The sequence below is a fragment of the Streptomyces sp. NPDC044044 genome (assembly GCF_056434405.1).
In genome coordinates, this window is record NZ_JBWKFG010000009.1 from 1 (window position 1) to 15,277 (window position 15,277).

A 15,277-nucleotide genomic window follows, 5' to 3' on the forward strand; every position below is an offset into this window, starting at 1 on the left:
GTTGATAGGCCAGATCTGGAAGCCCGGCAACGGGTGGAGGTGACTGGTACTAATAGGCCGAGGGCTTGTCCTCAGTTGCTCGCGTCCACTGTGTTAGTTCTGAAACAACGAACAGTTGTGTCGGCTGAACAGCTACACCACTTAATTGAAGAGTGTGCTTGTTCGCTGCCCTGTTTGAGATCCCGCTTTGCGGCGGGATATTTCATAGGGTTTCGGTGGTCATAGCGTGAGGGAAACGCCCGGTTACATTCCGAACCCGGAAGCTAAGCCTCAAAGCGCCGATGGTACTGCAGGGGGGACCCTGTGGGAGAGTAGGACGCCGCCGAACAATCTTTGGAGGACCCCTGGTCCCAGCGTCCACGCTGGGACCAGGGGTCCTTTTTGTTTTGTCGAAGCGCGCCGGCTACCCGGCTGCGCAAGAATGACTGCGGTACCGAAGACTAGGAGTCACCGATGTCCACCAACTCTCCCGACGAGCGACCGGAGCGCGAGCAGCGCGGCCGGGACGGTGGCGACCGGGGCGGATACCGTGGCGGCGCACCGCGCCGTGACGACCGCAGTGGCGGTGGGCGTCCTCCGTTCCGCCGCGACGACCGCCCCACCTCCGGCGGCCCCCGCCGCGACGACCGTGACCGTGGCGCACCGCGTCGTGACGACCGCGGTGGCGAGCGCGGTGGCTTCCGTCGTGATGACAACCGTGGTGGCGGCGACCGTGGCGGCTTCCGCCGCGACGACAATCGCGGGGGCGGCGACCGCCCCGGGTTCCGTCGTGATGACCGCTCGACCTCTGGTGCGCCGCGTCGTGACGACCGTGGTGGCGGCGACCGTCCCCCGTTCCGTCGTGACGACCGCTCGACTTCCGGTGCTCCTCGCCGTGACGACCGTGGGGGTGACCGCGGCGGCTTCCGTCGTGATGACAACCGTGGTGGTGGTGGCGACCGTGGCGGCTTCCGCGGGCGCGATGACCGCGATGGCGGGCGTCCTCCGTTCCGTCGTGATGACCGGTCGACTTCTGGTGCTCCGCGTCGTGACGACCGTGGTGGCGGCGACCGTCCCCCGTTCCGTCGTGACGACCGCTCGACTTCCGGTGCTCCGCGCCGCGACGACCGCAGTGGTGGCGGCGACCGCCTCCCGTTCCGTCGCGACGACCGCCGGGATGACCGGCGTGACGACCGTGGCGGTGACCGTGGCGGCTTCCGTCGTGACGACAACCGTGGTGGTGGCGGCGACCGCGGCGGCTTCCGCCGTGACGGGGATCGTCCCGGGTTCAAGCGTGATGACCGGCGTGATGACAACCGTGGTGGCGGTGACCGCGGTGGTTTCCGTCGCGATGACCGTGGCAGCGACCGTGCCGCCGATCGCGGCGGTGACCGTGGTGGCTTCCGTCGCGACGACCGCCGTGACGATCGCCGGGATGACCGGCCCCGTGGTGGCGACCGTCCCGCTTTCCAGCGTGATGACCGGCGCGACGACAGCCGTGGTGGCGGTGACCGCGGTGGTTTCCGCCGTGACGACCGCTCGACTTCTGGTGCTCCGCGTCGTGACGACCGTGGCGGTGACCGCGGTGCTTTCCGTCGCGATGACCGTGGCAGCGACCGTGGCGCCGATCGCGGTGGTGACCGTGGCGGTTTCCGTCGCGATGACAACCGTGGTGGCGGTGGCGGTGGCGGGTTCCGTGGCCGCGGCGACGACCGTGGGCCGCGGCGTGACGACAGCCGTGGTGGGCGTCCCAGTGGTGGCGGCTTCCGTGGGCGCGACGACCGGCGTGACGGCGACCGTGGTGGGTACCGCGGGCGCGACGACCGTGACCGCGAGCCCATCAAGCGGCTGCCGATTCCCGATGACGTCACGGGCCACGAGATCGACAAGGACGTACAGCAGGAGCTGCAGAGCCTTCCCAAGGGGCTCGCTGAGGACGTCGCCAGGAACCTGGTGATGGTCGCCAACCTCATCGACGACGACCCCGAGCAGGCCTACGCCTACTCGCGGGTCGCGCTGCGGCTCGCCTCGCGCGTCGCCGCCGTACGGGAGGCCGCGGGCTTCGCCGCGTACGCGGTGCAGAAGTACAGCGAGGCGCTCGCCGAGTTCCGGGCCGCCCGTCGGATGACCGGCAGCGTCGAGCTCTGGCCCGTCATGGCGGACTGCGAGCGCGGTCTCGGCCGGCCCGAGAAGGCGCTGGACATGGCCGGTGCGCCCGAGGTGCAGAAGCTGGACAAGCCGGGGCAGGTCGAGATGCGTCTCGTCGCCGCCGGTGCGCGGCGTGACCTGGGGCAGATCGATGCCGCCATCGTCACCCTGCAGGGTCCCGAGCTGGGCTCCAACTCCGTCCAGCCGTGGACCGCGCGGCTGCGGTACGCGTACGCCGACGCGCTGCTCGCCGCAGGCCGTGAGGACGAGTCGCGCGAGTGGTTCGCGAAGGTCGTCGAGTCCGACAAGGACGGCAGCACCGACGCGTCGGACCGCCTTGCCGAGCTGGACGGTGTCGAGTTCGTCGACGTCATGGCGGACGACGAGTCGGCGCCGGTCGTGGAGGCGGCTACCGCAGAGGCTGCCTCGAAGCCCGACGTCGTCTTCGTCGCCCCCGTCGAGGAGGACGAGGACGAGGGCGTGGAGGAGTTCTATGACGAGGACGACTTCGAGCTGGACGATGACGGTGAGGGTGACGAGGGCCGCAAGGCCTGAGCGCTGACCTGGCTGCATGGCAACGGGCGGGACCCCATCAGGGGTCCCGCCCGTTGTCGTATCCGGTGGTTCAGACGTCTGAATCAGAAGTCGAGGCCGCGCAGGACCAGGCCCGATGCCGGCTTGGGGCCGAAGGACGTGGACTTGCGGGGCATCGTGACGCCCTGGCGGGCCAGGTCGCGTACGACCTCTTCGCGGACCGGGTGCATCAGGACGGCCGTACCGCCGTCGCGTTCCGCCTTCTCCACGGTCGCGGCGGTGTCGTGGATGTACGCGATGTGCTCCGGGGCGTCCGGGATCTGCCAGATGTGGTCGAGGAGCGTGGAGTGCAGGACCGTCGCGTCCAGCGTGCGCCAGGCCTCCGGGGGGTCGGCCGGGATCGTACGGGCGAGGAGGTCCGGGGACGGGCGGTCGATGAGGTGGAAGCCTCCGTCACCCGCCAGGAGGAAGGCGTTGCTTTCGGTTGCTGCCTCCGCCAGGGCTTCGAGGGCGCTCGGCAGGGGGCCTTCGACGGTGCGTATGCGGAAGGAGCCCGTGAGGGCCGCGAGGGCGTCGGGGACCGGGAGCCGGTGGAGGTAGCGGTGGATGGCGCGGACCCGGAGCGGGTAGCGCGCGGTGTCCACCAGGAGGACCAGGCCGCGGTCCCAGGGGCTTGGCGACGGGTGCTCGGAGCGGAGCCGGAGATTGGTGGCCCAGCGGTGGTGCCCGTCCGCGATCAGGGCCTGGTGGTGGGAGAGATCTGACTGGATCTCGGCGAGGTCGGCGGGGTCGTTGACCGCCCACAGGCGATGGCTGAAGCCGTCCTCCGTGGTCGTCGACAAGAGAGGCTTGTTCAGCACGGTGCGCTCGACGACGGCCGTCGCGCCCGTGGCGTCGCCGTCCGAGCGGTACGTCAGGAGCAGCGGTTCGAGGTTGGCGTTCGTCGCGCGCATCAGGCCCGCGCGGTCCTCCACGACATGGGGCATGACGCCTTCGTGGGGAAGGACGATGCCGTCGTCCGCCTCGGAGAGGCGCAGGGCTCCGATGATGCCGCGCTGCAGGATGTCGGCGTCGCGCTGTTCGTAGACGTAGAGGCTGGGCTCCGGGTCGGGCGCGAGGATGCCCTGGGAGAGCCAGGCGTGCAGGGTCTCGGCTGCCTGTTCGTTGCGGGCCACCGGAGTGGTGGCCTGGGGGAGGATTAGCCGGACGATGTTGTGCGGGTCGGCGGACTCCAGGTGGAGCAGGCCGTCGGGCCGTACGACCACGTCGTACGGCGGGGATGTCACGGCGGCTAGGCTGCCGACCCGCTCGGGGACGTAGCGAATGCCTCGGAACGGGATCAGATCGAGGCCTTGGTCGTCGGTATGACCCGCTGTGTTCATTGCTGCATCGTATGTGTGTCAGTGGCATGAGCGATGATCGGGGGAGCGGGATCGATCGAGGAGCGATGTGTAATGAGCCAGACCGTCAGGACGCGGCCCGCGGGCAGCCGGAATGTGCTGAGCGAGGCGTATGACACGGCGCTGCTCGACCTGGACGGGGTGGTGTATGCGGGAGGGCACGCGATCGCGCACGCCGTCGAGTCGCTCGGGACGGCCAGGGCGGGCGGCATGCATCTCGCGTACGTGACGAACAACGCGCTGCGTACGCCGGACGCGGTGGCGGAGCATCTGACGGAGCTCGGCATTCCGACCGGGGCCGCGGACGTCATCACGTCCGCGCAGGCGGCGGCACGTCTGGTGAGCGAGCAAGTTCCCGCGGGGGCACGGGTGTTGGTGATCGGCGGGGAAGGGCTGCGGGTCGCGCTGCGCGAGCGCGGCCTCGAGCCGGTGGACTCGGCGGACGACGGGCCGGTGGCGGTCGTGCAGGGGTATGGCGGGCCCGACATGGCGTGGGGGCGGTTCGGCGAGGCCTGTTACGCGATCGCGCGCGGGGTGCCGTGGTTCGCGTCCAACACGGACCTGACGATTCCCAGCGCGCGGGGCATCGCGCCGGGCAATGGTGCGGCGGTCGAGGTCGTACGCATCGCGACGGGCGCGGAGCCGCAGGTGGCGGGCAAGCCGCTGCCTCCGATGCACCGCGAGACGATCCTGCGGACGGGCGCCGAGCGGCCGTTGGTCGTGGGGGACCGGCTCGACACGGACATCGAGGGCGCGTTCAACGGCGAGGTGGACTCGCTGCTCGTCCTGACCGGGGTCACGGACGGCGCCCAGCTGCTCGCGGCCCCGCCCGAGCACCGGCCGACGTACGTGGACGAGGACCTGCGCGGCATGCTGACCGGCCAGCCCGAAGTGACTTCCGCGGAGGGCGGCTTCGGCTGCGGCGGGTGGACGGCGTCGGTGCGGGGCCAGGAGCTGGTGCTCGACGGCGAGGGCGACGCGATGGACGGGCTGCGTGCGCTGTGTGCGGCGGCCTGGACGGAGGCGGGGGACGGCGTGTGCACGCTGGACGGCGAGAAGGCGCTGGCGCGGCTGGGGGTGTAGCTCCCTGGGCGGGCCGCCTGCCTCATGGCGAACCCCGGCCGGTGCGCGGGCGGGGCTTCGCCACGGGACAGGCGGTCAGGCCGTCAGGCCGTTTCGTTGCGGTCGATCAGCTCGTCGGTGGTGGTGCCCTTGCGCCAGTAGCCGGAGAACGAGATGCGCTTGCGGTCGAAGCCGCGGTCGCTCACCAGGTGGCGGCGTACGGTCTTGACCGTCGCGGACTCGCCCGTGACCCAGGCGTACGGGGTGCCCGAAGGCAGCTCGGCGGCGCGGATCGCCGACGGCGTCGAGCCCTCTTCCGTGAGCCAGGTGATCTCGGCGTCGGCCTTCGTCGGCAGCTCCTGCTTGTCCGCCAGGTCGTGGACCTCGATCCAGACGCGGGTCGGCGTGGCCGGCGGGAGTGTCTCCAGGATGGCCGCCACCGCCGGGAGCGCCGACTCGTCGGCGGTCAGGAGGACCCAGTCGGTGTCCTGCGGCGGCCTGAAGTCGTACGCGCCGTTCTCGTCCTCGATCGGCGCGAGCACGCCGATCCGGGAGCCGGGGCGAGCGGACCGCGCCCAGCTGGTCGCCGGGCCGTCGGAGGGCGAGGGAGCCGTGCCGTGGACCGCGAAGTCGACGATCAACTCGTCGGGGTCGCGGCGCAGTTCACGCGTGGTGTAGGTGCGCATGATGCCCCGTACGTCGGGGTCGAGGGCGAGCCAGTCGGTGTACCAGCTCGCCGCGTCCCCGCCCGATGTGTCCGGCATGACGGGGGCGTCCTGCCCCGGCTGGGGCAGGAACACCTTGATGCGCTGGTCGCGGCCCGCCGAGCCCATCCGTGCCAGGCCGTCGCCGCCGAGGGCCACGCGGATCATGGCGGGGGTGACGTACTCGGTGCGCAGCACATGGACATCGAAGAAGTGGTACGGGGATGCAGTCATCAGGTGAGCCTCTTCGACTTCTCGATGGCGGTGGCGAGTTGTTCGAGCACGGGGGCGTAACCGGCGTAGCTGTAGCGCTCCTCCATCGACCAGGGCACGGTCTGACCGGCCTTGACGGCGGGGAGCAGCTCCCAGGTGGGTTTCTTCGCGAGTTCCTTGGGCGGCAGTGCGCTCGACCGGTTGTCCATCATGATGAGATCGGCGTGGTACTTGTCGGCGTTCTCCCAGCTCAGGAACTCCCAGAAGCCCCACTCGTCGACCTTCTTGCCCTCGACGAACTCGACGCCGAGGTCCTTGAAGTAGTTGAGGTCGCAGTAGGAGTCCGGGACGGCGACGTAGAACTGGTCGGCGTCGCCGGTCATCGCGAGGACCTTCAGGCCGGGGTTGGCCTTCGCCGCCTTGCGCAGCCGGCGCTCGGCCTTGTCGAAGCGGGCCTTGGCCGCGCGCACCTTCTCCGATTCGAGGTCACCGCCGAGCGCCTCGGCGAGCTCGGTGTAGCGCTTGAGGGGTTCGAGCAGGGAGACGCGGGCGCCCTTGATGCCGACGGTGGGCGCGAGCGCCTCGATCTTCTTGGTGCTGTCCGCGGGCACGAACCAGAGGGCGGGCGGCGGGAACATGTTGCTGATCAGGAGGTCGGGCTTGAGGCCCGCGTACTTCTCGATGTTGAACTGGTTGAAGGACTCGCCGAGGCTCGTCAGTTTGTCGACATCGAGATCGCCTGCCTGGGGGTTGGGCTTGCCGTCCACCGGCTTGGAGGGGCCGAAGGTTCCGGTGCAGGTGACGCCGTAGTCGTGCAGGGCGGCCGCCGTGCTGATGTAGGCGACGATGTTCTTCGGGGTGTGGTTCACCTTGGCGGTCTTGCCGCGGTCGTCCTTGAAGCTCCAGGGCTTGGAGCCCGCGCTCTTCCCGGACTCCTTGTCGCTCCCGCAGGCGGTGAGCAGGGCGCCGAGGCCGAGTGCCCCGCCCGAGGTGAGCAGGCCGCGGCGGGACATGCCGGTGCGGGACATGCCTCTGGGGGCAACGGGGCGGTGGGTGGTGGACATCAGGCTGCCGCCTTCTTCGACTTGTCGACGGCTGCCGCGAGCTGCTCGATGAGCGGTGCGTAGCCGGCGTGACTGAACTGGGCTTCGTTGGACCAGGAGATGACCTGGCCGGCCTTGACCGCGGGGAGTTTCGCCCAGGTCGGCTTGGACTTCTTGAGCTCGGCGGGCTGGAGGTTGCCGGTCCGTTGGTCGACGAGGATCAGATCGGCGTCGTACGTGTCGGCGTTCTCCCAGCCGAGCTCCTGGAAGAAGCCGCCCTCGGCCGTCTTCGCAGGGGTGACGAACTCGACGCCCAGGCCGCCGTAGTGGCGCAGGTCGGTGAAGTCGGCGGGGTCGCCCACGTAGAGCATGTCGTCCACCGCCGCGACCGCCATGACCTTGAGGCCGCCGCGGGCCTTCGCCGCCTTCGCCGACTTGCGCAGGGTCTCCGACGCCGCTTCGAAGCGCTTCTTCGCGGCGGTGACCTTCTCCGCCGTGAGGTCGGCGCCGAGCGATTCGGCGAGCTCGGCGAAGCGGCCGATCACCTTCGTCAGGGAGGACTTGCCGGTGAGGATGCCGACGCTCGGCGCGAGCGAGGTGATCTTCTTGGCCGAGTCGTCGGGGACGTACCAGAGCTTCGGCGACTCATTCATGGTGCTGACGAGCACCTCGGGGCGGAGCTTCGCGTACTTCTCGATGCTGAACTCGCCCCAGGCGTTACCGAGGATCGTCACCTTGTCGACATCGACGCCACCGGCCTGGACGTCGGGTTCGCCGTTCTTCAGCCTCGTCGGGCCGAAGACGCCGGTGCACTCGACGCCGAAGTCGTGCAGGGCCGCGGCCGCGCCGATATAGGCGACGATCCGGCGCGGGGCCCTGGCCGCCTTCGCGGTGGTGCCGCGGTCGTCCTTGAAGCTCCAGCCCGTGCCGCCGTCCGACGATTTTGCGCCGTCGTCCTTGCCGCCGCATGCTGTCAGGAGTCCGCCGATACCGACGGCGCTGCCCAGGCCGAGCACGCCACGACGGGTCAGAGCAGGAGGTATCGGACGGCGGGCGCGCATAGGTGGTGCTTCTCTCGTCGAAGTCAAGTGCGAGGGTAGGCTAACCTAACCTGGTGTTGGTCGACAGTCCCCCCGAAGCCAGCGCGGAGAGTGCCCCCGCGCCACCCAACCGCCGCGCGATACGCAGCGCCGGGCTCCTCGTCTCGGTCTGCGTACTGCTGCTCGTCGTCGTGGCGAGCATCGCGGTCGGTGCCAAGCAGATGTCCCTCGACCAGGTCTGGCACGGGCTGTTCCAGGACACCGGGACGTACGGCGATGTCGTCGTCGGAGAGCGGCTCTCGCGGACGCTCCTCGGTGTGCTCGTCGGTGTGGCCCTCGGTCTCGCCGGAGCCGTCCTGCAGGCGCTGACGCGCAACCCGCTCGCCGACCCGGGGCTGCTCGGCATCAACCTCGGCGCTTCGGCCGCCGTCGTCACCGCCATCAGCTTCTTCGGCGTCACCTCGCTGAGCGGCTATGTGTGGTTCGCCTTCGCGGGAGCGGCCGTGGTCGGCGCCGCCGTCTACGCCCTCGGCGGGACCCGCAACGCGACGCCCGTACGGCTCGCGCTCGCCGGAACCGCCCTGAGCGCCGCGCTCTACGGCTATCTGCAGGCCGTGATGATCACGGACAACGCCGCCCTCAACAAGATGCGCTTCTGGACGGTCGGCTCCCTGGCATCGGCCAAGACCGAGACCATCCTGCAGGTCCTGCCCTTCCTCGTGATCGGCATCGTGCTCGCCCTCGGCCTCGCCCGGCCGCTCAACGCCATGGCCATGGGCGACGACACCGCCCGCGCGCTCGGCGCCCACCTGAACCGCACCCGCGCCCTGTCCATGGCCGCCGCGACCCTGCTCTGCGGGGCGGCGACCGCGGCCTGCGGGCCCATCATGTTCGTCGGCCTGATGGTGCCGCACGTCGTGCGCTCCTTCACCGGCCCCGACATGCGCTGGATCCTGCCCTACGCGGCGATCCTCTCGCCGGTGCTGCTGCTCGGCGCCGACGTCATCGGACGCATCGTCGCGCGCCCCGCCGAACTGCAGGTCGGCATCATCACCGCGTTGATCGGCGCTCCGGTCTTCATCTTTCTCGTACGACGGCGGAGGCTGGCTCAGCTGTGAAGGCGATACGCACCCGGGGCGGGCTCAGCTTCCGTCTGGACGTCCGCACGGCCGTGGTCGTCGCCGTGCTCATCGTGGCCGCGCTCGCTGCGAGCGTCGTCCTGATCGGCACCGGTGACTTCTACATCCCCACGGCCGACGTCATCCGCACCCTGCTCGGCAACGGAGACGCCGGGCAGGAGTTCATCATCAACGACCTGCGCCTTCCGCGGGTCCTCGTCGGCCTCCTGGTGGGGGCCGCGCTCGGGCTCGGCGGCGCGATCTTCCAGTCCATCTCGCGCAATCCGCTGGGCAGTCCGGACATCCTGGGCCTCGGGCAGGGGTCCACCGCGGGCGCGCTCATCATGATCGTCCTCTTCCAGGGCACCGCTGTGCAGGTCGCCGGGGGCGCGCTCGTGGGCGGTCTGGTGACCGGCTTCGCGATCTACGTGCTCGCCTGGAAGCGGGGCGTGCACGGCTTCCGGTTCGTCCTCGTCGGCATCGGCGTCTCCGCGTTCGTCACCGCGATCAACGGCTATCTGCTCACCAAGGCGGACATCGTCGACGCCGCGCGCGCCGTCGTCTGGATGACCGGCTCCCTCAACGGCCGGGACTGGGACCAGGTCTGGCCGCTGCTCGCCTTGTGCGCGATCCTCGTGCCGCTCGTCATGACGTACGCCCGTCCGCTGCGGATGCTGGAGATGGGCGACGACGTCGGTTACGCGCTCGGGGTGCCCGTGGAGCGCACCCGCATCGTCCTGATGGGCTCGGCGGTGCTGCTCACCGCGGCCGCGACCGCCGCGGCGGGCCCCGTCGCCTTCGTCGCGCTCACCTCGCCGCAGCTGGCCAAGCGGCTCACCCGCTCGCCGGGACCGAACCTCATGCCCGCGATGTTCATGGGCGCGACCCTGCTGATCGTCGCGGACTGGGCTTCGCAGCGGGCCTTCGGCGCCGACCAGCTGCCCGTCGGTGTGGTCACGGGCGTGCTCGGCGGCATCTACCTGCTGTGGCTCCTCGTCATCGAGCGCAAGGCAGGGCGGATATGAAGACGCCTACGGCCCTGAACACGAATACCTCTGAGAGCACCGACAGGCAGGAGCGTGCCGCAGTGAACCGGCTCATCGCGGACGATGTGACCCTTGGCTACGACCAGCGCGTCATCGCCGAGAAGCTGTCCGTCGAGATACCCGACAACTCCTTCACCGTGATCGTCGGCCCGAACGCCTGCGGCAAGTCCACCCTGCTGCGCGCCCTGTCCCGGATGCTCAAGCCCTCCGCGGGCCGTGTCCTGCTCGACGGCAACGTCATCCAGTCGATGCCCGCGAAGAAGGTGGCGCGGACGCTCGGCCTGCTCCCGCAGTCCTCGATCGCGCCCGACGGGATCACGGTGGGCGACCTGGTGGCGCGCGGCCGCTATCCGCACCAGGGGCTCCTGCGCCAGTGGTCGTCGGAGGACGAGCGCATCGTGGGCGAGTCGATGGCGTCGACCGGTGTCGCCGAACTGGCTGATCGCTATGTCGACGAACTCTCCGGCGGCCAGCGCCAGCGCGTGTGGATCGCGATGGCGCTCGCCCAGCAGACTCCGCTGCTGCTCCTGGACGAGCCGACGACGTACCTCGACATCCAGCACCAGATAGACGTGCTCGACCTGTGCGCCGACCTCCACGAGGAGCAGGGCCGCACGCTCGTCGCCGTCCTGCACGACCTCAACCACGCGGCTCGCTACGCCACCCACCTCATCGCCCTGCGCGAGGGCGAGGTCGTGGCCGAGGGCGCGCCGTCCGAGATCGTCACCGCGGAGCTGGTCCGGGACACCTTCGGGATGGACTGCCAGATCATCGACGACCCGGAGTCGGGGACGCCGCTGGTGGTGCCGGCGTCACGGCGGGGACGTACGAAGCCGAAGGCGACCGCCGAAGCCGTGGTTAAAGCAGCGACCTGAGGCGGAGCATGTCGCGCAGGCCCGCCTCCAGCTTGACCCGGCCGGAGGCCCAGGCCTTCGCGAAGTTCAGCTCGCCGTCCACCATCGCCACCAGGTCGTCGCCGGACATGGTGAGGCGGATCTCGGCCTTCTCGCGTGGGGGGCCGGGATGCGTGTCGAGCACCGTGATCCGGCCGTTTTCGAGGCGGCCCGTGAAGGTCACGTCAAGGTCGGTGATGCGGCAGCTGAGCGAGCGGTTGAGCGCGGCTGCGCTGCGTACGCCGCCCTGGGCGCCCGCCAGGTTGTCCGAGAGTGTGTCGAGCGCCGTGCGGCACTCTTCGATCGTCGCCATCGTGATCGACGGTACCGCAGCGCTTCGGGGTAGCGTCTGGGCATGAGCGACTCGATGCCGGGCCCCGAGCCCGAGCCGGTGGAGCCCGAGGCCGCCGCCGAGGTGCGGGCCGAGACGTACGACCCCGTGGGACCCGCGCCCTTGGGGGTGGAGCGCGTCCCGACCGGAGACGCCGAGGTCGACGGCCTGCTCACGCGTCTCGGCGACGCCGACCACCTCGCCACGGACGGCCACATCGAGGTGTACGAGGATGTACACCGGGGACTGCGTGACGCGCTGACCGCGCTCGACGCACGCCCCGGGCCGCCGGCGCCCTCGCCCATGGGGACGCCCGCGGCTTCGTCCCAGCACTCACCCCCGTACATCAGGAGCTGAACAGAACGTGGCAGGAGTGGCACGCCGCCGCCTCGACGCCGAACTGGTCCGGCGCAAGCTGGCACGCTCGCGCGAGCACGCCAGCCAGCTGATCGCCGCCGGCCGTGTGACCGTCGACAAGAACACGGCGACGAAGCCCGCGACGCAGGTGGAGACCGCCGCGGCCATCGTGGTCGCGACCGACGACAGCGATCCCGACTACGTCTCGCGCGGCGGCCACAAGCTGGCGGGCGCGTTCGCCGCGTTCGTGCCGCAGGGCCTGGTCGTCGAGGGGCGGCGCGCACTCGACGCGGGCGCGTCCACCGGCGGCTTCACCGATGTGCTGCTGCGCGCCGGTGCCTCGGGCGTCGTCGCCGTGGACGTGGGGTACGGCCAGCTCGCCTGGTCGCTGCAGAGCGACGACCGGGTCACCGTCAAGGACCGTACGAACGTACGGGAGTTGACGCTGGAGTCCATCGACGGGACCCCCGTCGACCTGGTCGTCGGCGACCTCTCGTTCATCCCGCTCGGCCTGGTCCTTCCCGCGCTCGTGCGGTGCGCCGCCCCGGACGCCGACCTGGTCCTGATGGTCAAGCCGCAGTTCGAGGTCGGCAAGGAGCGCCTGGGCAGCGGCGGTGTGGTGCGCAGCGCCCAGCTGCGGGCCGACGCCGTACGCAATGTGGCGAGGCAGGCGTGGGGGCTCGGGCTCGGTGCGCGTGGCGTGACCGCGAGCCCGCTGCCCGGACCTTCCGGAAATGTCGAGTACTTTCTGTGGCTGCGTGCCGGGGCGCCCGAACTCGACCCGGCGGACGTTGACCGTGCCGTGGCGGAGGGGCCCCGTTGACTGAGACCCGAGAGACCCAGACCCGAGAGAACCAGACTCGGGACACCCAGACCCGAGCTCGTACCGTTTTCCTGCTCGCGCACACCGGACGGCCTGCTGCCATCCGCAGTGCCGAACTCGTCGTCCAGGGGCTGCTGCGCAGCGGCATCGGCGTACGGGTCCTGGAGGCGGAGGCGGCCGATCTGCCGCTGCCGCCCGAGGTCGGCACCGTGAAGGAGGCCACCCCGCAGTGTCTCGACGGCTGTGAACTGCTCGTCGTGCTCGGCGGCGACGGCACCCTGCTGCGCGGCGCCGAGTTCGCCCGCGCCTCCGGGGTGCCGATGCTCGGCGTGAACCTGGGGCGCGTCGGCTTCCTCGCCGAGGCGGAGCGCGACGATCTCGACAAGGTCGTCGACCGGGTGGTGACGAAGGCGTACGAGGTCGAGGAGCGGATGACCATCGACGTCGTCGTGCACAGCAACGGCGATGTCGTGCACCGCGACTGGGCGCTCAACGAAGCCGCCGTGCAGAAGATGTCGGCCGAACGGATGCTGGAGGTCGTCCTGGAGATCGACGGGCGTCCGGTCACCGGCTTCGGCTGCGACGGCATCGTGTGCGCGACGCCGACCGGCTCCACCGCGTACGCCTTCTCCGCGGGCGGGCCCGTCGTGTGGCCGGAGGTGGAGGCGCTCCTGATGGTGCCGATCAGCGCCCACGCCCTGTTCGCCAAGCCCCTGGTGACCTCGCCTGACTCGGTGCTCGCCGTCGAGGTCCAGCAGCACACGCCGCACGGGGTGCTGTGGTGCGACGGGCGGCGGACCGTGGAGCTGCCGCCGGGGGCCCGGGTCGAGGTGCGCAGGGGCGGGGTGCCGGTGCGGCTCGCACGGCTGCACCACGCGTCGTTCACCGACCGGCTCGTGGCGAAGTTCGCCCTGCCGGTTTCGGGGTGGCGCGGGGCTCCGCACTAGCGCTCCGCTGGGGGTGCGGTGAGGGGCCGGTGGGCCGGTGGGCGTGCGGTCGTCACCTGCGGGTCCGGTGGGGGCTGGTCGCGCAGTTCCCCGCGCCCCTTACGGGGCCCGCCTTGCCTCGCGCCCTACGGGGCCCGCCTCGTCGTCGTTATGTGGAGCAGACCACTGAGATGGCCCGCTTCCGCATGACCGCGCGTACCGGAAGGCCCGTCGCCAGCAGTGTGAGCAGCAGCGTGCCCGCCGCTATCCCCACCGGCACGCCCCACGGCAGGTGGGGGAGCGAGGAGCCGAAGGCCGTGCTCAGGATGGGGGCCAGTGTGCCGAGCGCGATCGCGGTGCCGAGCAGCAGCGCGGTGCCCGCGACGACCACAGCCTCCCAGGCCGCCATCGCCCGCACCTGGGCGCGCTGGCTGCCGACCATGCGCAGCAGGGCGACGTCGCGGCGGCGCTCGAAGGAGATCATGGCGAGGGTGTTCGCCGCGGCGATCGCGGCGAAGCCCGCGTACAGACCCGTGCCTACGTAGTCGAGCCAGACCTCGCCCGTGCTGCCCGCCGAACCCGTGTGGTGCTGTGCCGTGGTGTGCATGCCGATCTTGGTCAGGCCGAAGCCCACGACCAGGACGAGCGGCACGACCGCGGCGGAGAAACGGCGGGGCTGCGAGCGGACGTTGAGCATCGCGAGGCGAGCGCCGGCGCCGAACCGGCCCACCAGCGCGGAGACCACCCAGGCCGCGGGCCCGATGATCCGCGGGCCGAGCAGCCCCGCGCCGACGCAGAAGAGGATCAGGACGAGGAACGCCCCCTCGCTCGCCTCGTCCGCGGGCTGCTTCGAAAGGAGCACCGAGACTGCGCCCGCCCCCGCGACCGCGATCAGACCGAGCGGCGCCCGGAGCATGCCGAGCCCCCGCCGTCCGGTCGCCGCCTCGCTCAGGGCGCGGGCCGGGCGGAGGAGCGAGAAGCGCAGGGCCGAGAGGACCGCGGCGAGCGTCGTCGTCACCACGGCCACGCCCAGGCACACCGGCAGGGCGACCCAGCCGAACCGGAACTCCGCCTCGGCGGGGAGCAGTCCGTGCGAGACCATGCCCGCGTGCCACCAGCGCGCGGCGAAGCCGCCGATGACGAAGCCGGCGAGCGCCGCCGGGATCGACGCGGCGAGCGCCTGGACGGCCACCGCGCGGCGGACCTGGCGGGGCTTGGCGCCGATGGAGCGCACCATGGCCAGCTCGCGGTGCTGCTGCGTGACGGCCGTTCCCATGGTCGACGCGACCACGAATATCGACATGTAGATGGAACCGATCAGGAGGACGACGGCCATGTCGCCGACGCCGTTCTCCGTGATCTGTCTGCGGGCCCGCGCGGAGAGCCCGTCGGTGCCCGTCGTGCCGAGCATCATCGTCGAGGCGCTCACCACGGTCGCCGCGAAGAGCGCGGCCACCGCCGTACCCACGAATGCCGGGCGATGCGCCCGCAGTGCCGCCTGTGCCAGTCCCGTTCCCATGCTGATCAGCTTGGGGTGCTGGGGCACCGGCGCACCAGGAGGCTGACAGGAAGATCATGGTGGGGAAATCCCCACCCCCCTGCGAGTGACAGCGTCCGTTCGGTCCGCCTTTGCCACCTGCGTCTTCGTGGAAGGAAGGTG

The 15,277-nt window shown here is 70.8% G+C and carries 14 protein-coding genes, 1 rRNA gene and 1 pseudogene; 10 read left to right on the forward strand and 6 right to left on the reverse strand.

The window, feature by feature from the left end; translation table 11 throughout:
• Positions 1 to 211 precede the first annotated feature (211 nt).
• The 3 genes and pseudogenes from rrf (at position 212) to AC07AG_RS30755 (ending at position 2,682) form a co-directional block, all read left to right on the forward strand.
• Positions 212 to 328 (forward strand): 5S ribosomal RNA (gene rrf / locus AC07AG_RS30745).
• 830 nt (positions 329 to 1,158) lie between these two features.
• Positions 1,159 to 1,650, forward strand: a pseudogene (locus AC07AG_RS30750) (hypothetical protein); the annotation flags it as partial.
• Between the two features lie 177 nt (positions 1,651 to 1,827).
• Positions 1,828 to 2,682, forward strand: coding sequence for a tetratricopeptide repeat protein (locus AC07AG_RS30755; protein WP_478759924.1), 855 nt, complete (start codon positions 1,828 to 1,830; stop codon positions 2,680 to 2,682).
• Positions 2,683 to 2,765: 83 nt separating this feature from the next.
• On the opposite strand, the gene AC07AG_RS30760 is transcribed toward AC07AG_RS30755, so the two are convergent.
• The gene (locus tag AC07AG_RS30760) at positions 2,766 to 4,043 is read right to left on the reverse strand and encodes a DUF1015 domain-containing protein (RefSeq protein ID WP_478759408.1); all 1,278 of its coding nucleotides are present in this window, start codon (positions 4,041 to 4,043) and stop codon (positions 2,766 to 2,768) included.
• Positions 4,044 to 4,115: 72 nt separating this feature from the next.
• Between AC07AG_RS30760 and AC07AG_RS30765 the strand changes: the two genes are divergently transcribed.
• On the forward strand, positions 4,116 to 5,144 hold the full coding sequence (locus AC07AG_RS30765; protein WP_478759409.1) for an HAD hydrolase-like protein: 1,029 nt from the start codon (positions 4,116 to 4,118) through the stop codon (positions 5,142 to 5,144).
• Between the two features lie 83 nt (positions 5,145 to 5,227).
• Here AC07AG_RS30765 and AC07AG_RS30770 read toward each other — a convergent pair whose 3' ends face one another.
• Genes AC07AG_RS30770 through AC07AG_RS30780 form a run of 3 tightly spaced genes read right to left on the reverse strand, consistent with a single transcriptional unit; the run spans position 5,228 to position 8,144 of the window.
• On the reverse strand, positions 5,228 to 6,061 hold the full coding sequence (locus AC07AG_RS30770; protein ID WP_478759410.1) for a siderophore-interacting protein: 834 nt from the start codon (positions 6,059 to 6,061) through the stop codon (positions 5,228 to 5,230).
• Entirely contained in the window at positions 6,061 to 7,104 is a 1,044-nt protein-coding gene (locus tag AC07AG_RS30775) for an ABC transporter substrate-binding protein (RefSeq protein WP_478759411.1), read from the reverse strand. Before AC07AG_RS30775 ends, AC07AG_RS30770 begins: the two co-directional genes overlap by 1 nt.
• Positions 7,104 to 8,144 (reverse strand): ABC transporter substrate-binding protein, encoded by a 1,041-nt coding sequence (locus AC07AG_RS30780; RefSeq protein ID WP_478759412.1) that lies wholly within the window; start codon positions 8,142 to 8,144, stop codon positions 7,104 to 7,106. The genes AC07AG_RS30775 and AC07AG_RS30780 overlap by 1 nt, the downstream gene beginning before the upstream one ends.
• 53 nt (positions 8,145 to 8,197) lie before the next feature.
• Between AC07AG_RS30780 and AC07AG_RS30785 the strand changes: the two genes are divergently transcribed.
• From AC07AG_RS30785 to AC07AG_RS30795, 3 genes are all read left to right on the forward strand, one after another.
• Positions 8,198 to 9,241 carry a FecCD family ABC transporter permease gene (locus tag AC07AG_RS30785; RefSeq protein ID WP_478759413.1) on the forward strand — a complete coding sequence of 348 codons (1,044 nt, stop codon included), beginning with the start codon at positions 8,198 to 8,200 and terminating at the stop codon, positions 9,239 to 9,241.
• Positions 9,238 to 10,266: a FecCD family ABC transporter permease gene (locus AC07AG_RS30790; protein WP_478759414.1), complete on the forward strand. Its 1,029-nt coding sequence runs from the start codon at positions 9,238 to 9,240 to the stop codon at positions 10,264 to 10,266. The genes AC07AG_RS30785 and AC07AG_RS30790 overlap by 4 nt, the downstream gene beginning before the upstream one ends.
• 62 nt (positions 10,267 to 10,328) lie before the next feature.
• The gene (locus AC07AG_RS30795) at positions 10,329 to 11,162 is read left to right on the forward strand and encodes an ABC transporter ATP-binding protein (RefSeq protein ID WP_478759415.1); all 834 of its coding nucleotides are present in this window, start codon (positions 10,329 to 10,331) and stop codon (positions 11,160 to 11,162) included.
• On the opposite strand, the gene AC07AG_RS30800 is transcribed toward AC07AG_RS30795, so the two are convergent.
• Positions 11,146 to 11,493, reverse strand: coding sequence for an alkyl sulfatase C-terminal domain-containing protein (locus AC07AG_RS30800; protein ID WP_478759416.1), 348 nt, complete (start codon positions 11,491 to 11,493; stop codon positions 11,146 to 11,148). The genes AC07AG_RS30795 and AC07AG_RS30800 overlap by 17 nt on opposite strands.
• Positions 11,494 to 11,535: 42 nt before the next feature.
• Between AC07AG_RS30800 and AC07AG_RS30805 the strand changes: the two genes are divergently transcribed.
• From AC07AG_RS30805 to AC07AG_RS30815, 3 genes are read left to right on the forward strand one after another with little or no spacing between them, the layout of a single operon-like run.
• Positions 11,536 to 11,868, forward strand: coding sequence for a hypothetical protein (locus tag AC07AG_RS30805; protein ID WP_478759417.1), 333 nt, complete (start codon positions 11,536 to 11,538; stop codon positions 11,866 to 11,868).
• A 7-nt stretch (positions 11,869 to 11,875) separates the two neighbouring features.
• A complete protein-coding gene (locus AC07AG_RS30810; RefSeq protein ID WP_478759418.1) occupies positions 11,876 to 12,691 on the forward strand; it encodes a TlyA family RNA methyltransferase in 816 nt (271 codons plus the stop codon).
• Positions 12,688 to 13,638 (forward strand): NAD kinase, encoded by a 951-nt coding sequence (locus AC07AG_RS30815; RefSeq protein ID WP_478759419.1) that lies wholly within the window; start codon positions 12,688 to 12,690, stop codon positions 13,636 to 13,638. Before AC07AG_RS30810 ends, AC07AG_RS30815 begins: the two co-directional genes overlap by 4 nt.
• 148 nt (positions 13,639 to 13,786) lie before the next feature.
• Here AC07AG_RS30815 and AC07AG_RS30820 read toward each other — a convergent pair whose 3' ends face one another.
• Positions 13,787 to 15,136, reverse strand: coding sequence for an FtsX-like permease family protein (locus AC07AG_RS30820; protein ID WP_478759420.1), 1,350 nt, complete (start codon positions 15,134 to 15,136; stop codon positions 13,787 to 13,789).
• Between the last annotated feature and the right edge of the window lie 141 nt (positions 15,137 to 15,277).

Bases quoted from the DNA above. Each gene is read 5' to 3' on its own strand.
- AC07AG_RS30760 (WP_478759408.1), bottom strand. From the start codon at position 4,043: ATGAACACAGCGGGTCATACCGACGACCAAGGCCTCGATCTGATCCCG.
- AC07AG_RS30765 (WP_478759409.1), top strand. From the start codon at position 4,116: ATGAGCCAGACCGTCAGGACGCGGCCCGCGGGCAGCCGGAATGTGCTG.
- AC07AG_RS30770 (WP_478759410.1), bottom strand. From the start codon at position 6,061: ATGACTGCATCCCCGTACCACTTCTTCGATGTCCATGTGCTGCGCACC.
- AC07AG_RS30775 (WP_478759411.1), bottom strand. From the start codon at position 7,104: ATGTCCACCACCCACCGCCCCGTTGCCCCCAGAGGCATGTCCCGCACC.
- AC07AG_RS30780 (WP_478759412.1), bottom strand. From the start codon at position 8,144: ATGCGCGCCCGCCGTCCGATACCTCCTGCTCTGACCCGTCGTGGCGTG.
- AC07AG_RS30800 (WP_478759416.1), bottom strand. From the start codon at position 11,493: ATGGCGACGATCGAAGAGTGCCGCACGGCGCTCGACACACTCTCGGAC.
- AC07AG_RS30805 (WP_478759417.1), top strand. From the start codon at position 11,536: ATGAGCGACTCGATGCCGGGCCCCGAGCCCGAGCCGGTGGAGCCCGAG.
- AC07AG_RS30820 (WP_478759420.1), bottom strand. From the start codon at position 15,136: ATGGGAACGGGACTGGCACAGGCGGCACTGCGGGCGCATCGCCCGGCA.